Source organism: Rhodospirillales bacterium (assembly GCA_016699855.1).
In the GTDB taxonomy this organism is placed as follows: Bacteria; Pseudomonadota; Alphaproteobacteria; order Reyranellales; family Reyranellaceae.
Window position 1 is genome coordinate 892,207 of sequence record CP064988.1, and the last position, 18,124, is coordinate 910,330.

General features: G+C 69.8%; 15 protein-coding genes and 1 pseudogene. 6 read left to right on the forward strand and 10 right to left on the reverse strand.

Translation table 11 applies throughout. The features are described from left to right. Nucleotides 1–32: 32 nt before the first annotated feature. The 9 genes from IPK81_04250 to IPK81_04290 all read right to left on the reverse strand — a co-directional run bounded on the left by IPK81_04250 (nucleotide 33) and on the right by IPK81_04290 (nucleotide 6,411). Nucleotides 33–476: an arsenate reductase ArsC gene (locus IPK81_04250; GenBank protein QQS13462.1), complete on the reverse strand. Its 444-nt coding sequence runs from the start codon at nucleotides 474–476 to the stop codon at nucleotides 33–35. 12 nt (nucleotides 477–488) lie between these two features. After that, a complete protein-coding gene (locus IPK81_04255) occupies nucleotides 489–968 on the reverse strand; it encodes a UPF0262 family protein (GenBank protein QQS13463.1) in 480 nt (159 codons plus the stop codon). 13 nt (nucleotides 969–981) lie between these two features. Continuing rightward, entirely contained in the window at nucleotides 982–2,283 is a 1,302-nt protein-coding gene (gene hisD / locus IPK81_04260) for a histidinol dehydrogenase (GenBank protein ID QQS13464.1), read from the reverse strand. After that, the gene (locus IPK81_04265; GenBank protein QQS14952.1) at nucleotides 2,273–2,968 is read right to left on the reverse strand and encodes an ATP phosphoribosyltransferase; all 696 of its coding nucleotides are present in this window, start codon (nucleotides 2,966–2,968) and stop codon (nucleotides 2,273–2,275) included. The genes hisD and IPK81_04265 overlap by 11 nt, the downstream gene beginning before the upstream one ends. Nucleotides 2,969–3,077: 109 nt before the next feature. Next, complete coding sequence (locus IPK81_04270) at nucleotides 3,078–3,824, reverse strand: ubiquinone/menaquinone biosynthesis methyltransferase (GenBank protein ID QQS13465.1); 747 nt, start codon at nucleotides 3,822–3,824, stop codon at nucleotides 3,078–3,080. Next, nucleotides 3,814–4,281, reverse strand: a complete 468-nt coding sequence (locus IPK81_04275; protein ID QQS13466.1) for a DUF2948 family protein — start codon at nucleotides 4,279–4,281, stop codon at nucleotides 3,814–3,816. The genes IPK81_04270 and IPK81_04275 overlap by 11 nt, the downstream gene beginning before the upstream one ends. Next, entirely contained in the window at nucleotides 4,278–5,561 is a 1,284-nt protein-coding gene (gene murA / locus IPK81_04280) for a UDP-N-acetylglucosamine 1-carboxyvinyltransferase (protein ID QQS13467.1), read from the reverse strand. The genes IPK81_04275 and murA overlap by 4 nt, the downstream gene beginning before the upstream one ends. Nucleotides 5,562–5,582: 21 nt before the next feature. Beyond that, nucleotides 5,583–6,137, reverse strand: coding sequence for a dCTP deaminase (locus IPK81_04285; protein QQS13468.1), 555 nt, complete (start codon nucleotides 6,135–6,137; stop codon nucleotides 5,583–5,585). 85 nt (nucleotides 6,138–6,222) lie between these two features. After that, nucleotides 6,223–6,411, reverse strand: coding sequence for a hypothetical protein (locus IPK81_04290; protein ID QQS13469.1), 189 nt, complete (start codon nucleotides 6,409–6,411; stop codon nucleotides 6,223–6,225). Nucleotides 6,412–6,475: 64 nt separating this feature from the next. Here IPK81_04290 and IPK81_04295 point away from each other — a divergent pair, with 64 nt between their 5' ends. The 5 genes from IPK81_04295 (at nucleotide 6,476) to IPK81_04315 (ending at nucleotide 11,287) form a co-directional block, all read left to right on the forward strand. Continuing rightward, nucleotides 6,476–7,378 (forward strand): alpha/beta fold hydrolase, encoded by a 903-nt coding sequence (locus IPK81_04295; GenBank protein QQS13470.1) that lies wholly within the window; start codon nucleotides 6,476–6,478, stop codon nucleotides 7,376–7,378. A 124-nt stretch (nucleotides 7,379–7,502) separates the two neighbouring features. Continuing rightward, complete coding sequence (locus tag IPK81_04300; protein QQS13471.1) at nucleotides 7,503–8,312, forward strand: hypothetical protein; 810 nt, start codon at nucleotides 7,503–7,505, stop codon at nucleotides 8,310–8,312. A gap of 45 nt (nucleotides 8,313–8,357) precedes the next feature. Further along, nucleotides 8,358–9,161 (forward strand): alpha/beta hydrolase, encoded by an 804-nt coding sequence (locus IPK81_04305; GenBank protein QQS13472.1) that lies wholly within the window; start codon nucleotides 8,358–8,360, stop codon nucleotides 9,159–9,161. A 12-nt stretch (nucleotides 9,162–9,173) separates the two neighbouring features. Continuing rightward, nucleotides 9,174–9,851, forward strand: coding sequence for a VOC family protein (locus tag IPK81_04310; protein ID QQS13473.1), 678 nt, complete (start codon nucleotides 9,174–9,176; stop codon nucleotides 9,849–9,851). Nucleotides 9,852–10,261: 410 nt separating this feature from the next. Continuing rightward, nucleotides 10,262–11,287 (forward strand): hypothetical protein, encoded by a 1,026-nt coding sequence (locus IPK81_04315; protein ID QQS13474.1) that lies wholly within the window; start codon nucleotides 10,262–10,264, stop codon nucleotides 11,285–11,287. A 15-nt stretch (nucleotides 11,288–11,302) separates the two neighbouring features. Here the strand turns inward: IPK81_04315 and typA are convergent, their stop codons facing one another. Further along, complete coding sequence (typA, locus tag IPK81_04320) at nucleotides 11,303–13,123, reverse strand: translational GTPase TypA (protein ID QQS13475.1); 1,821 nt, start codon at nucleotides 13,121–13,123, stop codon at nucleotides 11,303–11,305. 329 nt (nucleotides 13,124–13,452) lie between these two features. Here typA and gltB point away from each other — a divergent pair. Next, nucleotides 13,453–18,100 (forward strand): annotated as a pseudogene (gene gltB, locus IPK81_04325) (glutamate synthase large subunit). The last annotated feature ends 24 nt before the right edge of the window (nucleotides 18,101–18,124 follow it).

Consider the following 18,124-nt stretch of genomic DNA (forward strand, 5'->3'; position numbering starts at 1 on the left):
ACCGCTCCAGCGCGAGTCAAGGCGGCGGCGCGCTACAGGTCGACCCCTCCCGGCGCGCCGAAACGCGCGCGCAGGCGGCGCTGGATCAGGTCGCGCAGCGCCCGGTACGCCTCCAGCCGCCGTTCGCGATCACCGTCGACCGCGCTCGGGTCGGGCAGCGGCCAGTACTCGACCCGCGTCGCCACGTCGCGGGTCGCCTCGAGCGCGCGGTGGTGCGCCTCGGGCGACAGGGAGACGATCACGTCGAACTCGCCGGGATCGACGTCGTCGAAAGTCTTGACGTGATGGCGGTGCAGATCGACGCCGATCTCGTCCAGCACGGCGACCGCGAATCCGTCGATGTCGCCGGCATGGACCCCGGCGGAGTCGACGAAGACGCGCGCCCCGTAGAGGCGTTTGGCGAGCGCCTCGGCCATAGGCGAGCGCACGGAGTTGAGGGAACAGGCGAACAGCACGCTCGATGGCAGATCGTCCATCGCGGCGGCCCGTCAGCCCTTGGCGAGGAGCGCGCAGACCAGCGTGAAAAGCCGCCGGGCCGTGTCGAAATCGACCTCGATCTTGCCGGCGAGCCGCTCGCGCAGCACCTCGGAGCCCTCGTTGTGCAGTCCCCGCCGGCCCATGTCGAGCGCCTCAATCTGCGAGGGGCTCAGCTTCTTGATCGCGTCGTAGTAGCTCTCGCAGATCATGAAGTAGTCCTTCACGACCTTGCGCAGCGGCGTCAGCGACAAGACGATGTCGCGGAGCTTGCGGTCGTCGTCGGCGCGGACGTCGAACACCAGCCGGCTGTCCATGATCGTCAGCCGCAGCCGGTAGGGTCCGCGCTCGCCCGCCAGCGCGAAACTGTTGTCCTCGATCAGGTCGAAGATGGCGACGCGGCGGTCGTGCTCGGCCTCGGGCGAGCGCGGCGGCATCGAGCCCTCGTCGAGGGCGATGTCGAGGATGCGGTCGGCGCGGGCGTCGTCCGGCATCGTGGCGCCGCCGCTACGCCCGGTTGGTCCGGATCGAGATCGACCGGCCGTGCGCCGGCAGGCCTTCGGCCGCCGCGAGCGTCGCGGCGGCCGGGCCGAGCCGCGCCAGCGCGTCGGCGTCGCAGGAGACGATCGACGTCCGCTTCAGGAAGTCCGCGACGCCCAGGCCCGACGAGAAGCGCGCCGTGCGCGACGTCGGCAGCACGTGGTTGGTGCCGGCGACGTAGTCGCCGACGGCCTCGGGCGTGTGCCGGCCGATGAAGATCGCGCCCGCGTGCCGGATGGCGCGCGACAGCGCCTCGGCCGGCGCCGGCTCCATGCAAAGCTCGACATGCTCCGCCGCCACGCGGTCGACGATCGGCGCGCACGCCGCCAGCGACGCCACGACGATCACGGCGCCGTTGTCCTCCCAGCTCCGCCGCGCCCGCGCGCCGGTCGCCAGGACCGCCAGCTCGCGCTCGACGGCGGCGCACACCGCGTCGGCGAACGCCGGGTCGTCGCACACGAGGATCGATTGCGCGGCCTCGTCGTGCTCGGCCTGCGACAGCAGGTCGGCCGCGATCCACGCCGGATCGTTGGCGGCGTCGGCGACCACCAGGATCTCCGACGGCCCGGCGATCAGGTCGATGCCGACCCTGCCGAACACCAGGCGCTTGGCGGCGGCGACATAGGCGTTGCCGGGCCCGACGATCTTGTCGACCGGCGCGATCGAGGCGGTGCCGTAGGCCAGCGCCGCGACGGCCTGGGCGCCGCCGACGCGGTAGATCTCGTCGACCCCGGCGACGCGGGCGGCGCACATCACCAGCGGATCGATCTCGCCGCCCGGCGTCGGCACGACCATGGCGACGCGGCGCGACCCCGCGACCTTGGCCGGCACCGCGTTCATCAGGACCGACGATGGATACGCCGCCTTGCCGCCGGGGACGTAGAGGCCGACCGCGTCGATCGGCGTGAAGCGGGCGCCGAGCCGCACGCCGGCGTCGTCCGTGAAATCCACGTCCACCGGCAGGAGGCGGCGGTGGTAGGCCTCGATCCGCGCGGCGGCGAACTCGATGGCGGCGCGCTGCGCGGCCGGCGCCCGCGCCGCCGCGGCGTCGATCTCTGCGTCCGGGATCCGCAGCGTGGCGGCGGTGACGTCGATGCGGTCGAAGCGGCGCGTGTACTCGACGACCGCGGCGTCGCCGCGGGCGCGCACGTCGGCGACGATGTCGCGCACGACGCCGTCGACATCGGCGCCTGAATCGCGGTCCTTGGCGAGAAAGGCCGCGAACCGCGCCTCGAAGTCCGCGGCGTCGGCGTCGAGCCTAAGCGGCATCGGCGACCTCGCCGCGCGACACCGCGCGGACCCGCTCGATCCAAGCGCCGAGCGCCTCCGGGCGCGTCTTCAGCGCCGCGCGGTTGACGATCAGGCGCGACGAGACGTCGAGTATCTTCTCGACCTCCTTGAGGCCGTTCTCCTTCAACGTGCGGCCGCTCGACACCAGGTCGACGATCCGGTGGCACAGGCCCAGCGTGGGCGCCAACTCCATGGCGCCGTTGAGCTTGATGCATTCCGCCTGCACGCCGCGCGCGGCGAAATGCCGGCGGGTCAGCTCCGGGTACTTGGTCGCGACCCGGATGTGGCTCCAGCGCGATGGATCGTCGCGCTCGGCGAGGTCGGTCGGCTCCGCCACCGAAAGCCGGCACAGGCCGATGCCCAGGTCCACCGGGGCGTAGATCTCGGGGTAGTCGAACTCGCGCAGCACGTCGCTGCCGCAGATCCCGAGATGGGCGGCGCCGAACGCGACGAAGGTCGCGACGTCGAACGAACGCACGCGGATCAGATCGATGTCAGCCCGGTTCGTGGCGAACCGCAGCGCGCGGGAACTCTCGTCGTGGAAAGCGGGCTCCGGCTCGATCCCGGCGGCATGGAGCACCGGCGCGGCCTCGGACAGAATCCGACCCTTCGGCACCGCTATCACCAGCTTGCCGTCCGCCCCGTCGCCGCCCTCGATCGCCACAGACACGTCGCCCTCCGCGCCGGGACGCCGTCCGCCGCCCCGAAAGGACGTGGTTGTCGGACCATGTCCGCGCCTTGTCAAACCCCGCGGCCGGGCCGAACGGGGCGCCCTACAGGGGCTTGGTCGCCCGGTGCAGAGCGACGATGCCGAGGCTCAGGTTGCGGTACCCGACGGCGGTGAAGCCGTGGCCGCGCAGGTCGTCGCAGAACGCGCGCTGGTCCGGGAAGTCGTGGACGCCGCGCAGCAGGTAGTCGTAGGCGCCGCGGTCGCCGCCGGTCGCCAAGCGGGCCATGACCGGAAGGCACCAGTCCATGTAGCGCAGGTAGAGGGCGCGCAGCCACGCGGCGGGGATGTGCGAGGCCTCCAGGCAGAGCAGCAGACCGCCGGGGCGCAGGACCCGGAACGCCTCGCGCAGCGCGCGGTGGCGGTCGCAGATCTTCATGCCGAACGCCATCGAATAGACGTCGATCGAGCCGCTCTCGAACCCGCGCAGGTCGTGCGCGTCGGCGACGCGGAACTCCGGTGCCGAACCGGGCGGCGCCAGCTTGCGGCGCGCCACCCCCAGCATCTCCTCGCAGAGGTCGGTCGCCACGATGCGTTTGCGGGCGGCCGCCCGCTCCTGCCGCCGCGCCACGCGCAGGGCGATATGGCCGGTGCCGGAGGCGGTGTCGAGCAGGACGGCCCCCGGCGCGCGCACGATCTCCTCGACCATCGCCGATTTCCAATGGCGGTGGGCGAACAGGCTGAAGATGTCGCACATCAGGTCGTAGCGGCCCGCGATGCGGGCGAAGACGTCGTCGCGCGCGGGATCGAACCCGGCGGCGTTGGCGGTCGGTTCCGGCGGCTCAGCCGCCATCCCGCCCGTCCGCGGCCTCGTGCGCCGGTCGCCACGGCGTCGGCCACGGATCGCCGAGGTCGGCCATATGGCAGAGCAGACGCGCCGCCTCGATCCGGATCGCGCGACCGGCGGCGAAGCGCAGGACCACCGCCACGCCGCCGCCCGCGCGCGCGTCGACCGAGACGGACAGCAGGTCGAGGACGCGGTCGGGCTCGCCGAGCGGCATCTCGGCGTGGCGCACGGCCTCGACGTCCTCGAAGGACAGGGCCGCGTGGGTCCGCGACCAGGCGCCGTCCGTGTCGGCCGGAATCTCCCAGCGGAACCGGTTCGCGACGAGCGCGAAGCGGCGCTCGGCCGCGAACCAGCCGATGTCCTTCACCGCGACCAGCGCGTCCTGCATCGCGGCCGAGACGACCGCGAGATCCTCGGCGTCGAGCGCCCGCAGCACGAGCCGTCCGGATGGCGCCGCGCTCATCCGCGGACGCGCTCGATGTCCGCGCCGCAGGCCGCCAGCTTCTCCTCGAGGCGCTCGTAGCCGCGGTCGAGGTGGTAGACCCGGTGCAGCACGGTGTCGCCCTTGGCCGACAGCGCCGCGATCGCCAGCGACACCGACGCGCGCAGATCGGTGGCCATGACCTCGGCGCCGCGCAGCTCGCGCACGCCGCGCACCATCGCGGAGGCGCCGTGGATGTTGATGTTGGCGCCCATGCGCGTGAGTTCGGGCACGTGCATGAAGCGGTTCTCGAAGATCGTCTCGGTGATCATGGCGGCGCCCTCGGCCCGCGTCATCAGCCCCATCATCTGTGCCTGCAGGTCCGTCGGGAACCCGGGGAACGGCTCGGTCATCACGTCGACGCCCTTCAGGGCGCCGTTGCGGCGCGACACGCGGAAGCCGCGCGGCGTCGGGACGCAGTCGACGCCGGCCTCGCGCAGCTTGTCGACGGCGGCCTCGAGCAGGTCGATGCGGCCGTTGACCAGCTCGACGTCGCCGGCCGTCATCGCCACCGCCATGGCGTAGGTGCCGGTCTCGATGCGGTCCGCGACGACCTGGTGGTCGGCGCCGTGGAGCCGCTCGACACCCTCGATCCGCAGCGTCTCGGTGCCGATCCCGGCGATGCGCGCGCCCATCTTCACGAGGCAGTCCGCCAGATCGCCGATCTCCGGCTCGCGCGCGGCGTTGTCGAGGACCGTCGTGCCCTTCGCCAGCGCCGCAGCCATCATCAGATTCTCGGTGGCGCCGACCGATACCTTGGGGAACACGTACTTGGCGCCGCGCAGCCCCTTGGGGGCGCGCGCGACCATGTAGCCGCCGTCGAGATCGATCTCGGCGCCCATCGCCTGCAGGCCGGCGACGTGCAGGTCGACCGGCCGCGTGCCGATGGCGCAACCGCCGGGCAGCGACACGCGCGCCTCGCCGAAGCGGGCCAGCAGCGGTCCCAGCACGAGCACCGACGCGCGCATCTTGCGCACGATGTCGTAGGGCGCGGTGGTCGAGACGATGTTCCGCCCGGTCAGCACGATCGTCTTGGCGCGGCGGTGGCCGTTCTCGCCGGGATCGGCCGAGACGTCGACGCCGTGCTGCTGCAGCAGCGCGATCATGGTGTCGATGTCGGCCAGCCGCGGCACGTTGCGCAAGGTCAGCGGCTCCTCGCTGAGCAGCGCCGCCGCCATCAGCGGCAGCGACGCGTTCTTGGAGCCGGAGACCTCGATCACGCCGCCGAGGGAGCGGCCGCCGCGGATGCGGATGCGGTCCATTTTCTATCTGCCTTCCGTGCGTCAGATCTTGGGCAGCGTGACGCCGCGCTGGCCCTGGTACTTGCCGGCCTTGTCCTTGTAGGAGACCTCGCAGGGCTCGTCGCCGCGCAGGAACAGGAACTGGCAGGCGCCCTCGTTGGCGTAGATGCGCGCCGGCAGCGGCGTGGTGTTCGAGAACTCCAGCGTCACGTGGCCCTCCCACTCCGGCTCGAGCGGCGTGACGTTCACGATGATGCCGCAGCGCGCGTAGGTGGACTTGCCGACGCAGATCACGAGCACGTCGCGCGGGATGCGGAAATGCTCGACCGTGCGCGCCAGCGCGAAGCTGTTGGGCGGGATGATGCAGATGTCGGTCCGCCGGTCGACGAAGCTGTTCTCGGCGAAATTCTTGGGATCGACGATCGCGCTGTCGACGTTGGTGAATATCTTGAACTCGTCGCCGACCCGCGCGTCGTAGCCGTACGACGACACGCCGTACGAGATGACGCCCTGGCGCTTCTGGGAATCGACGAACGGCTCGATCATGCCGTGTTCGAGCGCCATCCGGCGGATCCAGCGATCCGACATGATCGCCATGCCACACCTCTTGCGCGCCGCCGCGAGGGGGGAAGGGGCCGGCCGGGGCGCGTGGGCGCCTTATTAGACCCGCGAACCGCCCGGCTCAACCGTCGCCACCCCCGTCGCGGCGCGACGGCGCGGTGGCGGGCGGCGGGCGGGCCGGGGCGTGGTCCGCCTCCGCCTTGGCGCGGGCCTGCGCCTTGCGCCGGCGCAGGTTCTGGCGCAACGCGTCGGCCAGCCGCGCCGAGCGGTCGTCGGCGGCGGGCACGCCTTGGCTTTTCCTCTTGTCCATAACGGCTTGACTTGTAACGTGTTTCCGCCGCCCGACAAGAGCGGTGGGGTGGAGGATCTAGGCCATGTTGGAAGCGTTGCGGACGGCCGATGCACGGTTCGACGGGCTGCCTGACTTCCCCTACGCCCCGCGCCACGTCGACGATCTCGGCGGACCCTGCGCCGGCCTGCGGCTGCACTATGTCGATGAAGGCCCGCCGGACGCGGCGGTCACGTTCCTCTGCCTGCACGGCCAGCCGACCTGGAGCTACCTCTACCGGCGGATGATCCCGGTCCTCACCGAGGCCGGCCACCGGGTCGTCGCGCCGGACTTCTTCGGATTCGGCCGCTCCGACAAGCCGGTCGCCGAGGCCGTCTACACGTTCACCTTCCATCGCGAGACATTGCGCCGGTTCGTCGAACGGCTCGAACTGAAGGGCGTTTGTCTCGTCTGCCAGGATTGGGGCGGTCTGATCGGTCTGACGCTTCCCATGGACATGCCGGCGCGGTTCGATCGGCTGCTGGTCATGAACACGACGCTGGCCACTGGCGACGAGCCTTTGGGCAAGGGATTCCTGGACTGGCGCGCCTTCAGCAACCGGTCGCCCGATATGCCGGTCGGCGGCCTGATGCGACGCGCCTGCCCGCATCTGACCGAGGCCGAGGGCGCCGCCTACGACGCGCCATTCCCGGACGCCGCCCACAAGGCCGGCGTGCGGCGGTTCCCCAACCTCGTCTGCGACCATCCCGAGGCCGACGGCGCGGCGCTGTCGCGTCGGGCGCGGTCGTGGTGGTCGGAAGGCTGGCGCGGCGAAAGCTTCATGGCCGTCGGCATGAAAGATCCCGTCCTCGGACCGCCGGTGATGGTCGCACTACGGCGCCACATCCGCGGCTGCCCGGCGCCGTTCGAGGTCGCCGATGGCGGCCATTTCGTCCAGGAGTGGGGCGCCGACATCGCCCGCGCCGCTCTGCGCAACTTCCGCCTTTGATCAATCAATGGTAAATAAGCGCCTGAAATGCTGTGAATAGACGCGGTCGCCCGACGAACGAGGGGTGACGGCGGCGGACCATCACCTCCCGCCGGCCAGTCCGCGTCCCACCGCGAGGTCCGAGATGCTGCACTACGTGAAACGGAGCCCGGAACCACCGCGCACCGGCCGCACGGTCGAGGTCGGCTGGTTGCTCAAGGCGCAGCAGGCCGGTTTCATCTGGGAGGAACCGCGCCCGTTCAAGCGGCCGGACGTCCAGGATCCGAAGAACGCCAAGGCGCTGCAGAACTGCCCCTCGGTGGTCGACTTCGAGGCGCGGCACATCGTGGTGCCCTGCCCCATCGACCTGAACATCCGTATCGTGCGCGACAAGGACGGCAAACCGGCGATCCAGAATCTCGACGGTCCGCAGAGCGCGATCACCGGCACCCATCTCAACAAGCTGCTGCATCTCAACGGCCCCGGCCAATGGCGTCATCCGCAGCGGCCGGTGATCCAGATCAGCACGCCCTACTACTTCGTCGCCGACGAGGTGTGCTGGATGAACCAGCTGCCGCCGTACCTGAACTACCGCGATCCGCAGTGGCCCGGCGTGTTCGTCGGCGGCCGCCTGCCGATCCACATCTGGCCGCGCGTCATGATGTGGGCGTTCGAATGGCACGACGTGTCGAAGCCGCTGATCCTCAAGCGCGGCGAGCCGTGGTTCATGTGCCGGTTCGAGACCGATGATCCGACACGCCCGGTCCGTATGGTCGAGGCGGAGTGGACGCCGGAACTGACGGAGTTCGCCAACGGCGCCGAGGCGGTGACGAACTACATGCGCCGTACGTGGTCGCTGTTCAAGGTCGCGGAGAAACGCCGGCCCGACAAGCTGGTGAAGCGCGCGGAGCGCGGCCGGACGACGTTTACCCGCGAGACCGCGGGCGAGCCCTAACGCGGCGATGCCAAGCCCTGGCGCCGTCGTACCCGAAGCGCGCACGTGAGCGTCGCCGCGCGCCGGGCGACGCGCCGATCGGCGCTGGCCGGCGCGGCCGCCGCTCTGTCCGCGCCGTCGGTCGCGCGTGCCCGGCCCGAACGACGGAATTTCGTCCTGATCCACGGCGCGTGGCACGGCGGCTGGTGCTGGGACCGCGTCGCCCGGCGGCTGGAGGCCGCCGGCCACCGCGTCGTGGCGCCGTCGCTGACGGGCCTCGCCGACAAGGCCGCCGCGCTGTCGCGCGCCGTCGACCTCGAGACCCATATCGGCGATGTCGTCGCGGCGCTGCGGTCGGTCGGGCCCGACAAGGCGACGCTCGTCGGACACAGCTATGGTGGTCTACCGATCACCGCCGCCGCCGACCGCGCGCCCGAACGCGTGGCGCGGCTGGTGTATCTCGACGCGGTGATCGTGGCCGATGGCGGGCGGTGGAGCGACACCCACACCCCCGCGCTGGTCGCGGCGTGGGAGCGCGCGGCGGCGGCCAGTGGCGGCGTTTCGGTCCCACCCGTCGACGCGCTCTCGTTCGGGGTCACGGATCCGGTCGACCGAGCCTGGGTCAACAGCCGCCTGACGCCGCACCCGTTCGCGACCTACCATCAACCCCTGCGCCTGTCGCGCCCCGCCGACGCGTCGCTGCCCAGACTGAACATCGTCTGCCAAGGTCGCTCGGCGCTGCCGGCGTCGGCGCGGAGGGTGCCGATGCACGCTGCGGCGGGCTGGTCGAGCCGGACGCTCGACGCCGGACACGACGCGATGGTCACCGCGCCCGGGGCGCTCGCGCGCCTGCTGCTCGAACCCATCTGACAGGAGGACGCCATGGATCTCGCCAAGCCGCATCTCGATCTCGGCCTGTTCAGCAACCAGCTCGAGCCGCAGCTCGAATTCTGGCAGCGGACGGTCGGCCTGCCATTCGACCACATCGGCAAGGTCGGCGGCGGCACGTGGCAGCACCGTCACCACATGCTCGGCTCGATCCTCAAGATGAACCACGCGCGCGCGCCGTTGCCGCCGGCGCCGCCAAGCGGCTACGTCGAATTGCTGATCGCACGCGACGACCTCGACGCGCCGCGCCACCTGATCGACCCCGACGGCAACCGGGTCACGCTCGTGCCACGCGGCTGCGAGGGCGTCGAAAAGATCGGCATCGTCATGACCGTCAACAACCGTGATGCCCACGACCATTTCTGGCGCGCCGCCATGCAGTTCGAGTCGCCGCGCAAGGGCGTCTACCGCTGCGGGGATTCGCTGCTGATCGTCGGCGGCGAAGGCAAGGTCGATCGCTGCGACGAGTGGCGCAGCCAAGGGTTCCGCTACATCACGGTGCAGATCCGCGATTGCGTCGCCGAGCACACGGGCATCCTCGCGAGGGGTGGGACCGAAGGTCGCGCGCCGATCGTCCTGGGCGACACCGTCCGATACTCGTTCGTCCGCGATCCCGACGGCAATTTCATCGAGATCTCGCAGCGGGCCTCGTTGACTGGCGGTCACCTGTAGCCGGCGAACTCCGGCTCCTGCCTCCGGGGCTACCCACGGTCGCGACCAGACGCCGCTGGCGCCGCCGGAGTCGCGACTAAAATCCACACTTCAAGCATCTAACTCTCTGAATATAAAAGAACTTCATCGAATAATTTGCGTTTCAATTGCGAATTCATCAGAGGAGTTGCAGCCGGATTTTCACAGTCATTTGATAAAATAGATGAGAAATATCTTATATCATATTGATATTATGATAAAATTCTATATCATTAAGGTGTTGTGTTAATTGTATTGAAGAAATGAACCGCCTCCTTCTTAGCATTGCGATTGCGACAGCTTCCTCGCTGCTCACGCCGTTCGCACACGCCACGCCGCCGGCGATCCACGTCGCGCTGGCGCCGGGCGAGAGCGCGCGCGTCGGCGAGATCGTGGAAGCGATCGCGACGGACGCGCCGGGCTGGCGCGCCGAGGCCCGCGATTTCATCGCCAACGGCGTGGCCGCGCAGCCCGATGGCAACCGTCAGGCGGCGACGGCGCGCTCCATCGAGTTGCTGCGCGCCGTCCACCGTCGGTGCCAGGCCGCGCCGTGCGCCAACGCGCCGTCGGTGGCGACGGCGTTCCGGGGCGCGACGTTCACGCAGCAGAGCCCGCTTTCCCGTCCTTCTCGGGGCGGCGATCCACTGTCCACCGTCGGCGACATCGCGCGCTCTTCCGCCTGCGCCGCCTATCCCATCCGGGCCGTCGGCGTGCGCGACTGGACTGTGCCGCCCGGCATCCAGGCGTTCGACTTCCTGCCGCGGGGCGGCCGCGTCCATCCCGGTATGACGCCCGTGGCGCCGAGTGATCCGCGCGTGACCGGTGGCCGCGCCGGCGCGACGTACGATCCGAACCATCCCGCGTCCGGCGAGACCCTGCTCGAGGTGCTGGGGTTCAAGGCGGCGACCACGTTGACCGGTCGGCTGCGGATCACGCTGATCGGCGGCCTCCGGCCGCAGCAAGAGGCCCAGGCGGCGCCGTTCGGGAGCCAGGTGGTGGTCGGCGGGCGGGTCATCGAGGTCGCGCACGGCAAGCCCGGGCGCTGGCTTCCGGTCGGCGCCCTCGCCGACGGCAAGCCGGAGGACGTGTTCACGCCCGCCAAGCTACTGCCGGGCTCCGCCCCGGCGCTCACATTCGAGGTCTCGTCGAGCGGGCGGGAGATCGAGTTCCGCTTCCCGCAGGGCGCCGAGATCGGCGCGATCCTGATCGAACCGGCGGACCGGCCGTCGTCGTTCATGCTCGACGACACGGCCCGCGCGCATGGGACGATCAGCGACGCCAGCTGCCTGGCGCAGCGGCAACTGGTCGACCGCGCCATCGGCGCGCTCGGCGGCCGCGTCGTCCAGGCGACGCGCATATCCGGCCAGCTCGGTCCCGACTCCCGGCCGCCGGCGGTCGGGCCCCTCAGCGCGCAGTGACGATCGCGCGGCGGCTCAGGCCGCCGCCAGCTTCCGCGCCCGCTTGCGGTCCTCCGGGTGGAGGTGGCGCTTGCGCAGCCGGATCGATTTCGGCGTGATCTCGACCAGCTCCTCATCCTCGATGTAGGCGATCGCCTGCTCGAGCGACATCCGCCGCGGCGGCGTCAGGCGGATGGCCTCGTCCTTGGACGTGGTGCGGATATTGCTGAGCTGCTTTTCCTTGAGCGGATTGACGTCGAGATCGGAGTCGCGCGAGTTCTCGCCGATGATCATGCCCTGGTAGACGGCGACGCCGGGATCGATGAACAGCGGACCGCGCTCCTCGATGTACCACAGCGCGTAGGCGACCGAGGTACCGGCGTCGGTCGAGATCAGCACGCCGTTGCGCCGCCCCTCGATCACGCCGCGGAACGGGCCGTAGCCGTGGAACAGGCGGTTCATCACGCCGGTGCCGCGCGTGTCGGTCAGGAACTCGCCGTGGTAGCCGATCAGGCCGCGCGACGGCGCGTGGAACACCAGCCGGGTCTTGCCGCCACCGGACGGGCGCATGTCCTTCAGCTCGCCCTTGCGCTGGCTGATCTTCTCGATAACGACGCCGGAGAAATTCTCGTCGACGTCGACCACCACCTCCTCGATCGGCTCCGTGCGCTGGCCGGTCGTCTCGTCGGTGCGGAACAGCACGCGCGGCCGCCCGACCGCCAGCTCGAAACCCTCGCGGCGCATCGTCTCGATCAGCACGCCGAGCTGCAATTCGCCGCGTCCGGCGACGTCGAACGCCTCGGCGCTCTCGGTGTCGGTGACGCGGATCGCGACGTTGCCGTCGGACTCCCGCATCAACCGCGCGCGGATCATGCGGCTCGTGACCTTGTCGCCCTCCCGGCCCGCCAGCGGCGAGTCGTTGACCTGGAAGGTCATCGCCAGCGTCGGCGGATCGATCGGCTGCGACGGCAGCGCCGCCTCGACGGCCAGGTCGCAGATCGTGTCGGCGACGGTCGCGGTCTTGAAGCCGGCGATGGCGACGATGTCGCCGGCGGCGGCCGACTCGACCGGAATGCGCTCCAGTCCGCGGAACGACAGCAGCTTGGTGATGCGCGTCTGCTCGACGACGCGGCCGTCGCGGGCCAGCGCCTTGACGGTGGTGTTGTGGCGGACCTGGCCGGACTGGATGCGTCCGGTGAGGATGCGGCCGAGGAAAGCGTCGTACTCGAGCGTCGTCACGAGCATCTTGAACGCGCCTTCGACCTCGACGGTCGGCGGCGGCACGTGGCGCACGACCAGGTCGAACAGCGGCGTCAGGTCCTTGCGCTCGCCGTCGAGCGCCTCCGTCGCCCAGCCCTGGCGGCCCGACGCGTACAAGGTCGGGAAATCGAGCTGCAGATCATCGGCCTCCAGCGCCACGAACAGGTCGAATATCTCGTTGAGGACGTCGTCGGGCCGCGCGTCGGGCCGGTCGATCTTGTTGACGACCACGATCGGACGCAGACCCAGGCGCAGGGCCTTGCCGGTCACGAACTTGGTCTGCGGCAGCACGCCCTCGGCGGCGTCCACCAGGACGACGACACCGTCCACCATCGACAGGATGCGCTCGACCTCGCCGCCGAAATCGGCGTGGCCAGGCGTGTCGACGATGTTGATGCGCGTGCCATGCCAGTCGACCGAGGTGCATTTGGCGAGGATGGTGATCCCGCGCTCACGCTCCAGGTCGTTGGAATCCATGGCCCGTTCCTGGACCTGCTGGTTCTCCCGGAACGTGCCGCTTTGCTGCAGCAGCTTGTCGACGAGCGTGGTCTTGCCGTGGTCGACGTGGGCGATGATGGCGATGTTGCGAATGGACATGTTGCTCCGGGGGCGCGTGCGCGGCTTATAGGCGCCATGCCGCGTCGCAGCAAGGCGCGGCCTCCGCCCGGCCGTTGGCGACCGCGTGTCGATGACGGACCATTGAAGTTATTGGGGTTTTCATACCGTGCCGAGAATATTCGTGTAATTAACTTTTAATATGGCGCGCCAAGCGGACTTGAATGAACCGTGATTCAAAAAATAAGACAGAAAGGCTGACAAATCGACTCGCACGCCGGAAATCTTTGCGGCATATAACGTGCACGTGGAAACGGCGCGGGAACGCCGTTCCGGCGTCGCTCGTCACTGTAGTACCGAGGATTCCAGCCATGGCGTTGCCGCCGGCACAGGGTCTCTATGACCCGCGCAACGAGCACGATTCGTGCGGAGTGGGTTTCGTCGCCAACATCAAGGGCGCGAAATCGCACGACATCGTGCGTCAGGGGCTGCAGATCCTGGTCAACCTCGACCACCGCGGCGCCGTCGGGGCCGACCCGCTGATGGGCGACGGCGCCGGCTGCATGATCCAGGTGCCGGACAGGCTGCTGCGCGACTGGGCGCGCAAGGCCGGCGTCGACCTGCCGCCTCCCGGACACTACGCCGTCGCGATGTGTTTCATGCCGCGCGACGCCAAGGCGCGCGAGTTCGCGGTCAAGCAGCTCGAGCACTTCGTCAAGGTCGAGGGCCAGACGCTGATCGGCTGGCGCGACGTGCCGGTCGACACCACCGGCCTCGGCCAGAGCGTGCTCGAACAGATGCCGGTGATCCGCCAGGCGATCGTCGGACGCGGGCCCAAGGTCAAGGACCAGGACGCGTTCGAGCGCAAGATCCTGGCGATCCGCAAGCAGACCCAGAACCCGCTGGCCGAGCTGGAGAAGAAGAAGGGCCTGCCCGGCCTGACGCAGCTCTACATGCCCTCGGTGTCGACGCGCACCGTCGTCTACAAGGGCCTGTTGCTGGCGCACCAGGTCGAGAGCTTCTACGCCGATCTGCGCGATCCGCTGACCGAGTCGGCGCTGGCGCTGGTCCACCAGCGGTTCTCGACGAACACCTTTCCGTCTTGGAAGCTGGCGCACCCCTACCGCTTCATCGCCCACAACGGCGAGATCAACACGGTGCGCGGCAACGTCAACTGGATGTACGCGCGCCGCCGCACGATGGAGTCGGAGCTGCTCGGCCCCGACCTCGACAAGATGTGGCCGCTGATTCCGCACGGCCAGTCGGACACCGCCTGCCTCGACAACGCGCTCGAGCTGCTGGTCGCCGGCGGGTACTCGCTAGCGCACGCGATGATGATGCTGATCCCCGAGGCGTGGGCCGGCAATCCGCTGATGGACGGAAGCGCCGCAAGGCCTTCTACGAATACCACGCCGCCCTGATGGAGCCGTGGGACGGCCCGGCCGCGATCGCCTTCACCGACGGCCGCCAGATCGGCGCGACGCTGGACCGCAACGGACTGCGGCCGGCGCGCTACATCGAGACCGAGGACGACCTCGTCATCATGGCGTCGGAGTCCGGCGTGCTGCCGATCCGGAAGAGAAGATCACCCAGAAGTGGCGCCTGCAGCCCGGCAAGATGCTGCTGATCGATCTCGAAAAGGGCCGCATCATCGACAACGAGGAGATCAAGAGCGCGCTGGCCGAGGCCGAGCCCTACGAGGAGTGGCTCAAGGCGACGCAGTACAAGCTCGAGGAGCTGGGCGAGCTGCCCGACGCGGTGGCGCCGGCGCCGACCAACGATCCGGCCGGGTTGCTCGACCGCCAGCAGGCGTTCGGCTACACGCAGGAGGACGTCCAGTTCTTCCTCGAACCGATGGCCAAGGAGGGCGACGATCCCATCGGCTCGATGGGCACCGACACGCCGATCGCGGTGCTCTCGAAGAAGCCGAAGCTGCTCTACAACTACTTCAAGCAGAACTTCGCGCAGGTCACCAACCCGCCGATCGATCCGATCCGCGAGGAGCTGGTGATGTCGCTGGTCTCGATGATCGGACCGCGGCCGAACCTGCTCGGCCACCACGCCGGCTCGCACAAGCGGCTCGAGGTGTCGCAGCCGGTCCTGAGCAACGCCGATCTCGAGAAGATCCGCTCGATCTCGGAGCTGCTCGACGGCGCCTTCCGCACCGCCACGATCGACGCCACCTGGCCCGCATCGGAAGGCGTCGACGGGCTGGAGAAGGCGCTCGACCGGATCTGCCGCGAGGCGACCGAGCTGGTGCTGGCCGACAACAACATCCTGATCCTGTCGGACCGCGCCGCGTCGGCCGACCGCATCCCGATCCCGGCGCTGCTGGCGACGGCGGCGGTCCACCACCACCTCATCCGCCAGGGCCTGCGCATGCAGACCGGCCTCGTCGTCGAGACCGGCGAGGCGCGCGAGGTCCACCATTTCTGCGTGCTGGCCGGCTACGGCGCCGAGGCGGTGAACCCGTACCTGGCGTTCGAGACGCTGGAGCAGATCCGCGTCCAGAACGGATTGTCGCTCAAGGCCTACGAGGTCCAGAAGAACTTCATCAAGGCGGTCGGCAAGGGCCTGCTGAAGGTGATGTCCAAGATGGGCATCTCGACGTACCAGTCGTACTGCGGCGCGCAGATCTTCGACGCGGTCGGCCTGTCGACGGCGTTCATCGACAAGTACTTCACCGGCACCGCCACGACGATCGAGGGCGCGGGGCTGCGCGAGATCGCCGAGGAGTGCGTGGCGCGCCACCGCGACGCCTATGGCGACAATCCGATCTACCGCAACCTGCTCGATGCCGGCGGCGACTACGCCTTCCGCCTGCGCGGCGAGGATCATGCCTGGACGCCCGAGTCGGTCGCGCGTCTGCAGCACGCCGTGCGCGGCAACCTGCCGGAGGAGTACGCCGCCTTCGCCGCCTCGATCAACGAGCAGAGCGAGCGGCTGCTGACGATCCGCGGCCTGATGTCGTTGAAGGACGCCGACGCGCCGGTGCCGCTGGACGAGGTCGAGCCGGCGAAGGACATCGTGAAGCGGTTCGCCACCGGGGCGATGAGCTTCGGCTCGATCAGCCGCGAGGCGCACACCACGCTGGCGATCGCCATGAACCGGATCGGCGGCAAGTCGAACACCGGCGAGGGCGGCGAGGAGCCGGACCGCTTCAAGCCGCTGCCGAACGGCGATTCGATGCGCTCTGCGATCAAGCAGGTGGCGTCGGGGCGCTTCGGCGTGTCGGCCGAGTACCTCGTCAACGCCGACGACATCCAGATCAAGATGGCGCAGGGCGCCAAGCCCGGCGAGGGCGGCCAGCTGCCCGGCCACAAGGTCGACAAGAACATCGCGCGCGTGCGGCACTCGACGCCGGGCGTCGGCCTGATCTCGCCGCCGCCGCACCACGACATCTATTCGATCGAGGATCTGGCGCAGCTGATCTACGACCTGAAGAACGTCAACCCGGCGGCCGACATCTCGGTCAAGCTGGTCGCCGAGGTCGGCGTCGGCACGGTCGCGGCCGGCGTCAGCAAGGCGCGCGCCGACCATGTCACGATCTCGGGCTACGAGGGCGGCACCGGCGCCTCGCCGCTGACCTCGCTGACCCACGCCGGCTCGCCCTGGGAGATCGGCCTCGCCGAGACCCAGCAGACACTGGTCCTGAACGGCCTGCGCGGCCGCATCGCGGTGCAGGTCGACGGCGGCCTGCGCACCGGGCGCGACGTCGCCATCGGCGCGCTGCTCGGCGCCGACGAGTTCGGCTTCGCCACCGCGCCGCTGATCGCGGCCGGCTGCATCATGATGCGCAAGTGCCACCTCAACACCTGCCCGGTCGGCGTCGCCACGCAGGACCCGGTGCTTCGCAAGCGCTTCACCGGCCAGCCCGAACACGTCATCAACTACTTCTTCTTCGTCGCCGAGGAACTGCGCGCGATCATGGCGCGGCTGGGCTTCCGCACGCTGAACGAGATGATCGGCCGCGTCGACCGCATCGACATGCGCCGCGCCGTCGACCACTGGAAGGCCAAGGGCGTCGACCTCACGCGGCTGCTGTACCAGCCCCCGGCGAAGACGGGTGTGGCGATCTGGAACACCGAGCGCCAGCAGCACGGGCTGGAGCGCGCGCTCGACCACGAGCTGATCGCGGCCGCCGCGCCCGCGCTGGAACGCCGCGAGCCCGTGCGCATCGAGCTGCCGGTGCGCAACGTCAACCGCACCGCCGGCGCCATGCTGTCGGGCGAGGTGGCGCGCCGCTACGGTCACGCCGGGCTGCCCGAGGACACCATCGCGATCCGCATGACGGGCACCGCCGGCCAGAGCTTCGGCGCCTTCCTGGCCCGCGGAATCTCGCTGGAGCTGATCGGCGACGGCAACGACTACGTCGGCAAGGGTCTGTCCGGCGGCCGCATCGTCGTGCGCCCGCCCGATGGATCGACGCGCGAGCCGACGACCAACATCGTGGTCGGCAACACCGTGCTCTACGGCGCGATCGCCGGCGAGGCGTATTTCTCCGGCGTCGCCGGCGAGCGCTTCGCGGTGCGCAACTCCGGCGCGGTGTGCGTCGTGGAGGGCACCGGCGACCACGGCTGCGAGTACATGACCGGCGGCGTGGTCTGCGTGCTCGGCGACACCGGCCGCAACTTCGCGGCCGGCATGTCCGGCGGCATCGCCTACGTCTACGATCCGGACGGAAGGTTCGAGAGCCTGTGCAACGGCGCGATGGTAAAGCTGGAGCCGGTCGCGCCGGCCGATCCGGCCGCGACGGACCACGCCGACCGGCCGCGCCAGCGCTCGATCTCCGTCGACGACAGCGGCATGGGCGATCTGCTGCGGTTCGACGCCGAGCGCCTGCGCATCCTCGTCGAGCGGCATCTGCTGTTCACCGGTAGCGCCCGCGCCCGCGCGCTGCTGGGCGACTGGGACGCGGCGGTCAAACGCTTCGTGAAGGTCATGCCGACGGACTACCGCCGCGCGTTGACCGATCTCGCCGCCGAGCGCGCCGCGGCGAAAGCCGTCGCCGCCGAGTGACCGACACCGAATTCGCGTATTGGA